The organism is Winogradskyella tangerina, from assembly GCF_003260205.1.
Taxonomy (GTDB): Bacteria; Bacteroidota; Bacteroidia; order Flavobacteriales; family Flavobacteriaceae; genus Winogradskyella; species Winogradskyella tangerina.
In genome coordinates this window covers 21769-34387 of sequence record NZ_QERF01000009.1, presented here as the reverse complement: position 1 = coordinate 34387, position 12619 = coordinate 21769, and the positions used below count along the sequence as shown (strand labels likewise).

The 12619-nt window shown below is 36.9% G+C and carries 12 protein-coding genes; 2 read left to right on the top strand and 10 right to left on the bottom strand.

Going from position 1 to position 12619, the window contains the following annotated elements; translation table 11 throughout:
* Positions 1-28 precede the first annotated feature (28 nt).
* The 10 genes from DDY94_RS13045 to DDY94_RS13000 form a co-directional block, all read right to left on the bottom strand.
* Positions 29-787 (bottom strand): tetratricopeptide repeat protein, encoded by a 759-nt coding sequence (locus DDY94_RS13045; RefSeq protein ID WP_111684697.1) that lies wholly within the window; start codon positions 785-787, stop codon positions 29-31.
* Position 788: 1 nt separating this feature from the next.
* The gene (locus DDY94_RS13040; protein ID WP_111684695.1) at positions 789-2564 is read right to left on the bottom strand and encodes a BatD family protein; all 1776 of its coding nucleotides are present in this window, start codon (positions 2562-2564) and stop codon (positions 789-791) included.
* Position 2565: 1 nt separating this feature from the next.
* A complete protein-coding gene (locus tag DDY94_RS13035; protein ID WP_111684693.1) occupies positions 2566-3369 on the bottom strand; it encodes a BatD family protein in 804 nt (267 codons plus the stop codon).
* Positions 3370-3431: 62 nt separating this feature from the next.
* On the bottom strand, positions 3432-4262 hold the full coding sequence (locus DDY94_RS13030; RefSeq protein ID WP_111684691.1) for a tetratricopeptide repeat protein: 831 nt from the start codon (positions 4260-4262) through the stop codon (positions 3432-3434).
* A gap of 60 nt (positions 4263-4322) precedes the next feature.
* Complete coding sequence (locus tag DDY94_RS13025; protein WP_111684689.1) at positions 4323-5360, bottom strand: VWA domain-containing protein; 1038 nt, start codon at positions 5358-5360, stop codon at positions 4323-4325.
* Entirely contained in the window at positions 5353-6357 is a 1005-nt protein-coding gene (locus DDY94_RS13020) for a vWA domain-containing protein (protein WP_111684687.1), read from the bottom strand. The genes DDY94_RS13025 and DDY94_RS13020 overlap by 8 nt, the downstream gene beginning before the upstream one ends.
* A complete protein-coding gene (locus DDY94_RS13015) occupies positions 6357-8003 on the bottom strand; it encodes a hypothetical protein (RefSeq protein WP_394347028.1) in 1647 nt (548 codons plus the stop codon). The genes DDY94_RS13020 and DDY94_RS13015 overlap by 1 nt, the downstream gene beginning before the upstream one ends.
* Positions 8004-8196: 193 nt before the next feature.
* Complete coding sequence (locus DDY94_RS13010) at positions 8197-9063, bottom strand: DUF58 domain-containing protein (RefSeq protein WP_111684683.1); 867 nt, start codon at positions 9061-9063, stop codon at positions 8197-8199.
* Positions 9064-9155: 92 nt separating this feature from the next.
* On the bottom strand, positions 9156-10157 hold the full coding sequence (locus DDY94_RS13005; protein ID WP_111684681.1) for an AAA family ATPase: 1002 nt from the start codon (positions 10155-10157) through the stop codon (positions 9156-9158).
* A 156-nt stretch (positions 10158-10313) separates the two neighbouring features.
* Entirely contained in the window at positions 10314-10880 is a 567-nt protein-coding gene (locus tag DDY94_RS13000) for a DUF4382 domain-containing protein (RefSeq protein WP_111684679.1), read from the bottom strand.
* A 104-nt stretch (positions 10881-10984) separates the two neighbouring features.
* On the opposite strand from DDY94_RS13000, the gene DDY94_RS12995 reads away from it, so the two are divergent.
* Both DDY94_RS12995 and DDY94_RS12990 read left to right on the top strand, forming a co-directional pair.
* Positions 10985-11848, top strand: coding sequence for an aldo/keto reductase (locus DDY94_RS12995; protein WP_111684677.1), 864 nt, complete (start codon positions 10985-10987; stop codon positions 11846-11848).
* 9 nt (positions 11849-11857) lie between these two features.
* Positions 11858-12613 carry an SDR family NAD(P)-dependent oxidoreductase gene (locus tag DDY94_RS12990; RefSeq protein WP_111684675.1) on the top strand — a complete coding sequence of 252 codons (756 nt, stop codon included), beginning with the start codon at positions 11858-11860 and terminating at the stop codon, positions 12611-12613.
* Positions 12614-12619: the final 6 nt, after the last annotated feature.

Sequence of the window (12619 nt, the reverse complement as noted above, 5' to 3'; positions counted from 1 at the left end):
TTACAATATATGATTTTGTTAAGTAAATCTAAAAGGACTTTATGATTTTTATGTCTTCAGCGGGAATCCAGCCTGTTGATTTATCGGAAAGTTGAATTTTTTTCCAGTCTTCATAGGACTCTAATACTTGGACTTTAGTGCCTTCATGAAGTCTGAAGACTTCTTCTGAGATCTTATTGGCTTCAGATTTTACTCTAGATTCTTGAGCAAAAACAATTGCAGGATTGTCTTTTTTATCTAAACTTTCCTTTTGAAATGCCATAGCCACAGCAAAGCATCCAAAGAATAAGCTTACAACACTGATAATAAATGCTAATCGTTTTCTCGAAGTGGCCTGAGCGAAATGATACATTAAAAATAACAATACAAAAACGATAATACCAGCGATGGCCATTTTCGCCCAAGTATCTGCTGCAAATGTATTTACAACATTATTAATTATCCGAGCAAAGCCAACTTGAGGAACATTATCAATGGCGTCTATAGTCATGTTTTGCGCATAGGCTAAATTGTTCTTTATATCGTCATCATTCGGATTTAGTAATAGTGCCTTCTCATAATAATACACACTTGGAGCAATATTATTAAGCTTGTAATTAGCATTTCCAAGATTAAAATAAAGCTCTGCAGAATGCACCCCAGATTCTAATATTGCCTCGTATTGTTCAATAGCTTCGGCATATTTACCATCATTATACATGGCATTGGCCTGGTCGAAACGCTGGTCATTTTGTGAAAAAGACACCAGCCCTAAGCAAAAAACTAATATGACAATTACCTTCCTCAATTTATCTTATCTGTTTATCTATTAGTGAAATTGTTTTTGCCGATCTGTCGTAATCATTTTGCATGGTTACATTGGTTATCGGTGTATAACGCGCCAGTTCGCAATTTTCTAAAATAGAAATGAAATCAGAGATCACCTCATCTTGAACCTTACGATTAGACAAAAGATTCTCGATCTTTTCCTTATTGAAATCGCTGGTTTCGATATTAAGTTTTGCCTTCAAATAATTATGTAGTGCGCGCTCTAAAGCTTCGTAGAACGCTTCTTTCTGACCTAAATTTTTCTTGGCTTCACTTAAATACTTTCTAGCTAAACGGTCTGCCTTTCGGATTCGATTTCCTTGTACATCAGCATCGCGTTTGTCCTTCGTTCTTCTAATAACAATTGCAACTGGGATTGCCAAAAACGGCAAGAGCAACATGGACCAAAATGTTGTGGATTGAAAGAATGATGCGCTAACCATTGAAGACCAAGTAGATTGCGTTTTAATAAATGCAAAGGTGTTAGTAGTTGGCCTTACAGTTTGTTTTGTATTAGATATAGCTGTAGCATCTTCAGAATTACTTATCGCTGCTGTAGGACCTTCTAAAACATCGATCACCAATTCATCGGAAGTTATGCGCTTATAGCTTTCGGTCTTAAGGTCGAAATAAGAAAAAGAAATCGCGGGGATAGGATATTTACCTCTATACTGCGGAACAATTGTATAGGTGTCTGAAATACGCCCTTGCATGCCATTTAAGTTAGTACGTACATTTTCTTTGTGTTCGGGCTCATATACTTCAAGCGAACTAGGTGTTGTTAATTTTGGAAGTTCGAAAAGCTTCAAATTTCCTTTACCTGAAACTTCAATTTTCGCCTGAAGGGATTCTGTAGCATTCAGCTGATTTTTACTTGTGGTGACGTTCAGTTTAAAATCGCCAACAGCACCTTTAAAATCTGCAGGTCTACCTTGCTCAGGAAGCGGTTTTACATTAATTGTTCGGCTTCCAGCGGTGATGGTCTTTGGTACTTTCGTCATTATTTGGCGCCCAAAAATATCTGCCCGACCAGAAGGGACTTCAACCGTAACATCTAATACCAAAGGTTCTAATTTTAGCTTTCCTGTTTTTTGAGGATAAAGCACCGTTTTCCGAAGGGTAACATAGCGATATTCTTCACCTTTATACAACCCCTTTTGAATATTTAGACCTTTAATTTCAATGTTCTGACTCCAGAAGTCATTATACCGTGGATTATCTTTTTCTCTCCAGTTGCTCACACCTGTTTCTGGCGAAACATAGAGTTTATAAACTACTGTGAAACCCTCATTTAAGAATGGGTCCGTTTTTGAAACCTCAGCCACCAAGTGAATATTCTCTGATGCCACGTCTGAAGCATCTGGCGGTCCGTTTGGTTTGTCAACTGCTGCAGTTACAGTAATTGTGATTGGAAATGTCTTATAGATCTCTCCATCGATCTCAATAATGGCTTGCTTAATGGTAAATTTCCCTCGCTTTTTAGGTGCTAAAAAATAACTGTAGGTCTTCTGATAGGTCTTAACGCCATTGGCGTAAGAATTCATCAGAGATGTGTTTGGCCCTCCAACCACAGTAAAACCTTCAAAACTTGGAGGAACAAAATTGTCGCCATCCTTGTTCATTTCGAAATCAATACGCAACCGTTCGTTGATGCCTAACTTTTTTTTACTGACCTTCGCTTCAAACTTCACCTGGGCAGAAACACTTGTTATGGCAAACAGCATTACTAAAATAGATATGTGCTTAACAAATCTCATATTAATCAACTTCGATGACGGCTTTATCTGAGTTTAATTCTATTATTTTATCTTCTAATACATTTCTAGAAAAAATGTCCTTTTTCCCGGTAGGTACATTTGCTGTTACCTCCATGATCATTGGTGAGATTTTGATTTTCCCTTTTTTAGTTGGTTTAAGTTTTAACTTCTTAATTATAACAGAGCGAAATTTTTTGCCTTCAATTTCGGTATTTTCAATTTTATACATCTCAGGTGTAATGTCATCGGACGTGGCATTACTGATCTTGCCGTCATTAGTTTTTCGCCAATTAGTAACTCCAACATCTGCGCTCACGTACAATCTATAAGTAACAATAACAGAATCTTGCTGAGTAATAGGCTTTTCTAGGTACTCAACTTTTAAGAAAACCTCCTTCTCTAGAGCGTCTAGGGCTTCACGGTCTACTTTTTTACTTTTAACAACATCAATGTTGATCGTATTCGATCTGTAAATTTTACCCGCAACTTCAAATCGTGCACTTGCAATAACAAAATTGCCTGTTTTTTTAGGTTTTAGTCTGAAGGTGATACTTTTTTCATAGCTACGCTCACCTTCGATAAAAGTGTTTTTTATTGAAGTCGTGGGCCCACTAAAGATTTCGAAGTTTTCAAATTTTGGTGGTGAAAAACTATCATTATCCTCACTCATTTTAAAGGTGACCTCTACCAATTCATTGAGGCCAATCTCTGACTTGCTGGCTTCTGCCTTGAAAACGACCTGAGCAGAACCAATTCCTGAGAATAAAATAATGAGGTTGAATAATATGTATTTAGTTAAGTCCATTTGTTCAAAAACGTTCCTGCAGCATATAGTGTAGAATCACAGTTGTTACAACTTTGATCTTTTTACCAGTCTTTCTCTGTTTTTACTTTGGCACCTTTTTGTTTTTCAGCATTAATCTTTTGTTGAACTTTTTGTTCTTGATTCTGCATGGCATCCAAAATATTCTTTATTTGTTGAGGAGACATTTGTCCGGGTTTAGGTTTTGGTTTTTGATTTTTGTTTTTATCATCCTTCTCCCCTTTACCGTCGTCTTTTTTATCGTCTTTTGGCTTTCCGTTTTCATCTTCCTCCTTATCGCCTTCTTTTTTATCCTTGTCGCCTTCCTTCTTTTCTTTATCGTCTTTGTTCTCGTCTTCTTTCTTTTGCTCTTCTTCTTTGTCTTTTTCTTCCTCTTTATTATCGTCCTTCTTCTCATCTTCGCCACCACCATCTTTTTGACTTTCAGCACATTCTTTAGCTAAGGCAAAATTGTAGCGAGTTTCTTCGTCATTCGGGTTATTTCTGAGTGCACTTTTGAAGGCCTCCATGGCTTCCTTACACAATTCGTCCTTCATTAATATATTGCCTATGTTATGATAAGCTCTATGTTTTTCGTCTTTGGTCTTTGCATTCTTTGCGGCTTCCTGGCTTCTAAATAAGGCCTCATCAAAACTGCCCTTTTTGTAATACGAATGGGCTAAATTATAAGATCCAACGGCTTTGCTAGGGGCTTTAGAAATCGCTTTTCTATATTCCATCTCAGCCTCAACAAAGTTTTTTTCTTCTAATAATTCATTTGCATCGTACACCAAATTAGTGGCTTTCTTTTCAGCTTTTGCACGCTCCTTGTCAGCGTCTTGAGAAAAACCTGAAAATCCAATTAATGCAACAAGTATTAATATGTAACCTTTCATATCGTTTATACTTTAATTTAAAAGTAACAAACCCTTTGTTTTGTTAGCGTTAAAGAAAGTTTAAAAGTTTTCATTAAACAAATTAAGTTTCTTTAACCATTCTGTTTTTCGTTCTAAAAAGAATATATCGATAAATAGTAACAAGATTCCTAAACCTAAAAACCACTGGAACTGATCTTTAAAATCAGCTATCTGTTTAGATTCAAATTCTTTCTTGTCCATCTTATCGAGTACATCCTTAATGGTGTCTACAACCTCTGAGGTATTGCTGCCATTAACATAAAGCCCGTCGGTCTCTTCAGCAATCTCCTTCAAAGTGGTTTCATTCAATCTTGTTATGACTGTTTCACCATTTCTATCTTTCTTATAGTTAAGAATAATTCCGTTTCGTTTAATGGGTATTGGCCCACCTTTTTCATCTCCGACACCTATGGTTAGGATACGAATTCCTTCTTCCTGAGCTTCTTCGGCAACATCTACGGCATCACCTTCGTGATCTTCACCATCAGAAATAATTATCAGTATGCGATTTGTTTGCTCTTCATCATCGTAGTAGGTCTTTGCTAGTTGAATGGCTTCATGAATCGCTGTTCCTTGTGAAGAAAGCATATCTGTATTCATATTCTGCAAAAACATTTTCGCTGAGGCGTAGTCTGTTGTAATTGGTAATTGTGGGAAAGCCTTACCGGCGTAGGCAATTATTCCAACGCGATCACTCGCCAAACTATTGATGATCTCACGCACAAGTTGCTTCGATTTTTCAAGACGGTTTGGCGCAATATCTTCTGCCAACATACTCTTAGAAACATCAACTGCAAAAACAATATCTACACCTTGACTTCGAACAGTTTCTAGTTTCGTCCCAATTTTTGGGTTAACTAGTGCTAATGATAGGCATCCAAATGCACCACAGAGTACTAACACTTTTAAAATACTTTTGAAAATCGATTGATTTGGACTCAATCGTCTCAATAAGCTACTGTCTGCAAATTTTTTCTGCGCAGAACGTCTCCATATCTGAAGCAGTATAAACAACAGAATAATCACCGGAATAACCAGCAATGTCCAAAACCATATTTTCTCGTCGAGTCTAAACAAAGCTTTTAAATAGTGTTTGTCTTAATAATATTTCGATTAAAAGTAGAAATCCTGCCAGAAGCACTAAGGGTCTGTACTTTTCTTCGTAATTGTAATATTTCTTTTCTTCTATTTCAGTTTTTTCGAGCTTATTGATCTCTTTGTAGATCTCAGCTAATTTCTTATTGTTGGTAGCTCGAAAATATTTTCCGCCAGTTGCCTCGGCGATTTCTTCAAGTAACTCTTCATCAATTTCAACTTGCTGACGTCCATACCTGAAGGTCCCATTTGGGTTAATAGCAATAGGTGATAATGCCATACCGTTGGTTCCTAAACCAATTGTGTACACCTTAATACCATACTCTACAGCAAGTTCACTAGCGATCTTTGGATCTATAAATCCTGAATTGTTTACACCATCCGTCAACAGAATTATCACTTTACTTTTTGCTCTACTGTCTTTAAGCCTGTTTACAGAGGTTGCCAATCCCATACCAATTGCTGTACCACCTTCAATGATCGTATTGTACTTGATATCTCTCAAAGATCGTTGAACTATGGATTTATCGCTGGTAATTGGTGTTTTAGTGTAGGCTTCACCTGCGTATTCTACAAGGCCAATTCTGTCATTAGGACGACCATCTATAAAATCGGCCGCTACATTTTTTAAAGCCTCTAATCGATTTGGTCTTAGATCTTTAGCGAGCATACTTGCAGACACGTCAATAGACATCACAATATCTATACCTCTGGTGGTTTTGGTCTTAGTAGAAACATCTACTGTTCTTGGTCTTGCCAAGGCCGTAATTAATAATCCTAGAGCGAGTAACCTAAATACAAAAAGTAAGTGTCTCAATTTAGACCAAAAAGATGAGCTATTTTTGAACCCCTTAATACTGGAGATCTTTAGCTCGGCTGTTTGCTTATTATGTTTGAAGACATACCAAACTATGGCTATTGGTATTAACAATAGAAACCAGAATAATTCTTTATTTAGAAATTCTATATTTTCAAACATCAATTCTGCGTTTGTTGTTCGGCTTCTGCCTGTTCATCTGATTTTAATTCGATTGAATCAATAATTCTATCTACGATCTCTTCAACATAAATATCATCTTTAGACCAAACCAAAATTATTTGCATAATAGCGTCGGTCGTAGCAAAACTGAATATTGAATACTCCATTTTTCTACTATCCTCGGTATCTGGAATTGGAAAATCAGCATTACCAAATGTTTTAACACCTTCTACAGCATTCGGTGTTATGTACTGCTCTCCTTTGGTGATAATATTCTGAACATTGGTAGCTTCCCAACGATTTAAGATTTGGTCAATGGCCTGGGTTACATTCTTCTGCGCATCCTCCTGACCTTGTTCATCGCCTTCAACGAGTGTTCTTAAGGTGGATACTGTGACAGTAATATTTTCTTCCACTCCTCCAAAGGCAAAAAGGCTGAGTTCAACTTTGTCCTTAAGCGCTTCAGGGATGGTGTCTGGCATACGCATTAACACCTCTGGTGTTTCGATATAAACTGGAGGATAACCATAAGCACTTTCTACCCACTCGCTCTCTAATAATTCTTTGCTGTCGTTACCTAAAATTGTATCTACAACGTTTCTAAACCCATATTTAAGACCAAAACCAACAAAGGTTGCGATAATCAACAACACGGAAATTGCGGTGGTTAAAATGATTTTTTTACGTTTCTTTTTGCGCTCTTGTGCCTCCTTATATTGCTGATCTAGAAGTTTTTCTTCTTCCGTTGGTTCTGGTAAACAGGCCTTCACATTATCTACTTCCTTTTCAATGGTTGCCCTATCCATTTCAATAAGAGCTGCATCTGGAGCTGATTTAGCAAACTTCACCAAATCGGCACGTTTTAAAATGGTTTCAAGATTATGAATGGTATCTTTTGTAAATGCGAATTGATTGCCTTCCTTCAATAGTTGAAGCCTCGCAATTAATTCGTCTGTAGTACTTTCTAAAGAACGCTCGTAAACCTTTTCATCTAAATATTTTCGAATTACCAAGGTCAATTCAGAATAATAGGTTTTTACCTCTGAACGGATTAAGTATTGGCTCTCATCTAACTTTTTTAGTGCAAGCTTTGCCCGATCGTATGGTGGCAACAAGGCTATTTCTTCTTCCTCAGTTAGTGGTTTTGGTCTCCAAATGAACCAGTATAACAAGAATGCGACTAATGCTATGGCAGCCAATGCAACTAGTAACCAAATCCACCAATTACCTCCTGATCTTTCAACTTCAATGATTGGTTTGATATCGAACAGTTTTTGTTTGGTGGTATCGACTTCAATAGTATTCACCTCAACGCTGAGAGAATCTGTATAAAATGGTTTATCGCCAATAATTATTTTCTGTCTTGGGATGGTATATGCCCCAGAATCGAATTGTGTGAGTTTATAAATTCGAGATAAATAGTACTTCGCCTCTTTTTTGGTGGTATCTATATCTAGTGCTTCCACCGACTCTAACGGCATGAAGGTTTGTCCTTCAGGAAAAACAACAAGTGCAGAAGAATCGGCTTCGACCTTGATCTTGTAACTGATCTGTTGACCAATTTTGATCTTAGTCGTATCGACTTCAGAAGTTACCTGTGCAAAAGCCAATAGATTGAAGAGACCAAACACCAATCCTAAGACCAATTTACGTTTTGCCTTTGATAATCTAATATGTAACTTTCTGTTATTCACTTCTACTTTTTAACTCTTACTTTAAAGACTTTTCATCTTGGGCATCTCCCCATTCTATTTGACACGAATTTCACTAATCCCTTTCACTTTACACTTCTTACTTTATACTTATCACTTTCAACTTATAACTCATAACTTCAAAAAACTATCCTCTGCGCTTAAAATAGCCTAAAAGCTTTTTCACATAACTTTCGTCCACTCTACAATCAATGGTACCTGCACCGGATTTGGTAAAACTATCTTTAAAATAGGCCACCTTGTCCTGGTAAAATTGCCCATAGTTCATTCTCACTTTTTTTGAAGCGGTATTCACCAACATGAATTCTCCTGTTTCTTCATCTTCCATCTGAACCATGCCAATATTAGGGATGGTTTCTTCATGTTTATCATAAATTCTAATGCCTGTAATATCGTGTCTTCCTGCGGCGATTTTCAGATTTTGCTTGTAGTCATCCGCGATAAAATCAGACAAAACAAAAACAATAGCTTTCTTTTTCATCACATTAGATAAGAACTTAAAGGCTTCGGCTACATTGGTGTTTTTACTTTTTGGTTGAAACTCTAACAGTTCTCTAATAATTCTTAAAACGTGTGAACGTCCTTTTTTTGGAGGTATATAAAGTTCGATCTCATCTGAAAATAAAATCAAGCCAATTTTATCATTATTTTGTGTTGCTGAAAAGGCTAAAGTTGCAGCGATCTCGGTTACAATTTCGTCCTTGAATTGATTTTTAGTACCAAATAACTTCGAGCCAGAAACATCCGCCATTAGCATCATGGTGAGTTCGCGCTCTTCTTCGAATACTTTTACGAAAGGTTCATTGTAACGTGCCGTGACATTCCAGTCTATATTTCTAACATCGTCACCAAATTGGTATTGGCGAACTTCAGAAAATGTCATTCCACGACCTTTGAAAGTGGAATGGTATTCCCCACCAAAAATGTGATCAGACAAACGTCGTGTCTTGATCTCAATCTTTCGTACTTTTTTAAGAAGTTCTTTGGTATCCATGTTTCAGTTTACAGTCTCAGTTTTCAGTAGTTACTCATTCAGCATCGTGTACACCATAGTATGGGTACTGCGACTGAATACTGTTTACTCGTCTATGGTACTTCGATTTCGTTTACAATTTTATTGATGATGTCTTCGGAAGTAACATTTTCGGCTTCAGCCTCGTAAGTAATTCCGATTCTATGACGCAGAACATCATGCACAACTGCGCGCACATCTTCAGGAATAACATAGCCTCTTCGTTTAATGAAGGCATAGCATTTTGCTGCAGTAGCCAAATTGATACTACCACGTGGTGAAGCTCCAAAAGAGATAAGTGCTTTGAGATCACCAAGTCTATATTTTTCTGGGTATCGTGTGGCGAAAACAATATCTAAAATGTATTTTTCGATTTTTTCGTCCATATAAACTTCTCTTACCGCTTCTTGAGCGCTTAGAATTTGTTTAATAGATACCACCGGGTTTACTTTATCAAAAGACCCTTTTAAGTTAGCTCTTACGATGAGCTGTTCTTCATCAAGTTTAGGGTAATCAATTACTGCTTTTAGCATGAAACGGTCAACTTGCGCTTCTGGTAAAGGGTATGTTCCTTCTTGTTCAACCGGGTTTTGAGTAGCCATTACGAGGAACGGACGATCTAAAACGAAGGTTTCATCACCAATTGTTACCTGTTTTTCTTGCATCGCCTCTAATAATGCAGATTGCACTTTTGCGGGCGCTCTATTGATCTCATCTGCTAGTACAAAGTTGGCGAATATCGGCCCCTTTTTAATGGAGAAATCATTCTCTTTAATGTTGTAAATGAGTGTACCAATAACATCGGCTGGTAATAGGTCTGGCGTAAACTGAATTCTACTGAAGCTTGCATCAATAGCTTTAGATAAGGTGTTGATTGCCAGTGTTTTTGCCAGTCCAGGTACACCTTCAAGCAGAATATGTCCTTGCCCAAGCAAGCCAATAAGCAAGCGTTCTACCATGTGCTTCTGACCGACTATAACCTTATTCATTTCTAAAGTTAAAAGGTCTACAAATGCACTCTCTTTTTCTATCTTTTCATTAATTGATTTAATATCAATTGTACTCGTTTCTTCCATGTTCTAAGGGTTTATGAACGGACTAAAATTTAGTCATTTTTCGAAGTTGCAAAATGTTAAAATAAATCGGGAGTTGCTGTTAACAATTGGTTAAAAAATAAAGAGCCACAATAGCTTGCGGCTCTTTATATCTTCATTAATTATGGATTAGTATAATTAATATTCAATCAGTCTAATAGCAGTGTATAATTTTGGGTTTAAAACCATAGTATTTTCATTTTCATTCAGACTTACTGAGGCATCAATGTCGAGATCTATGACCATGTCATATCGACGTTCAGAAATTAACTGAATTTTAATCAAGTTAGACGGTGTTGCTTCACCTAAGTCTGAAACATCAAGATAATGTAATACATTATTGATATTTATAAAATTATCATCACCAAGAACCAATCTTATCTTTTCGATATAATTAGCTTCTATTTTAGTGTCATCCACAAGTAATAAGGTATTATCATCATTTAAATCAGTTGCATTATGTACACCAGTATTAATGGCATTAAGACTTAACCAATTGCTAGATCCATCAACTTCAAGTATGTTCAGCTGAACATCTTGAATATCGAGATAAACTTTATCAAGTGATTGAGAGGTACTCTTTAACTTAACCGTAATGTGGGCAACATTTTCATTAGGATTAATTTCATCCTTTGAACAATTTATAAAGCAAGTGGATAGTATTACAACTATGAGTAGGTTTAATAGTGGTTGGCAATATTTCATGATTTGGGGTCTCGAATAATTACGAAACAAGAATACTGTAATCCTTAGGTTTTAAGTATTTTTATACATCAATTGCAGAAAAATCCATATAACCTGAAAAAAAAGTGAAATATTCTCGATTAATTGCAGGCACAATGACCTGGGGAAGTTGGGGCAAGCAGCTTTCAAAAAAAGACATGGCTGCCCTTATGAATCATTGTCTCGAACATCAAATCACCACCTTTGACCATGCTGATATTTATGGCGCTTATACCACTGAAGCCGATTTTGGAAAGGCTTTTTTAGAATCTGGGATAAAGCGTGAAGAGATACAGCTTATCTCTAAATGTGGTATTCAATATTTAAGTGAAAACCGTGATAATAAAGTAAAGCACTATAACTACAATAAGGAATATATCATCTGGTCGGTAGAACAATCCTTAACCCATCTCGAAACTGAATACTTAGATTTGTTGTTACTACACAGACCAAGCCCGTTAATGGTTGCAGAAGAAATTGCCGAAGCCATCACTATTTTGAAAAAAGATGGGAAAATAAAAGAGTTTGGAGTTTCAAATTTTACGCCCACACAAATGGAGATGATTGGTCTTAAGATGGATATTGATGTTAATCAAATTGAATTTTCTCTAACACAGCATTCCGCAATGCATGACGGTACGTTAGATTACATGACTACCTGTGGAATTAAGCCTATGGCATGGTCACCGTTGGGTTCAGTTTTTAGGGAGGATACCGAACAAACCAGACGTATTCATAAGCAACTTGGCGAACTGATGGAAAAATATAAGGCTACAGAAGACCAACTATTGTTAGCATGGATTTTGAAACATCCTTCTGGGATTCATCCTGTGGTTGGCACCACCAACAAAGATCGCTTAAAGCAAGCTATAGAGGCTTCAAAAATTAATTTAGAATTAGAAGACTGGTTCTTAATATTAGTAGCTAGTCAAGGTCACAAAGTCCCTTAAAAATATACTATGAAAAAAACTGCTTTAATAACAGGAGCCACAAGTGGTATTGGTAGAGCCACGGCATACGAATTTGCCAAACACGAAATAAAGCTCATATTATGTGGTCGTCGACAAGATCGCTTAGATCAACTTCAGAATGAACTTTCAAAATCAACAGAAGTCATCACACTAAATTTTGATGTTCGTGACAGAGCCAAAACTTTAGAGGTTATTGGGTCGCTCCCTGAAGCATTTCAGAATATTGATATCTTAATAAACAATGCTGGAAATGCTCATGGCTTAGACCCAATACAGACAGGTAGTTTAGATGATTGGGATGCTATGATGGACATTAATGTGAAAGGCTTGCTCTATGTGAGTAAGGCGGTTATCCCAGGAATGACCGAGCGCCAATCTGGTCATATCATCAATATAGGGTCATCTGCAGGTAAAGAAGTGTATCCTAAAGGCAATGTTTACTGCGGAAGCAAGCATGCAGTTTTGGCCATTACTGAAGGTATGCGTATCGACCTCAATCCTTTCGGTATTAAGGTAACTGCAATCAATCCGGGATTGGTTGAGACCGAATTTTCGGAAGTTAGATTTAAGGGTGGTAAACAAGCCGACTCCGTGTATAAAGGTTATAAAGCTTTGCAAGCTGAAGATGTAGCCGAGGTTATCTACTTTGCGGTTTCGAGACCCGCCCATGTGAATATTGCTGATGTACTAATGTTTTGCACAGCTCAGGCCAATTCTACAATTGTGAAAAAAGAACTCATTTAGAATCTA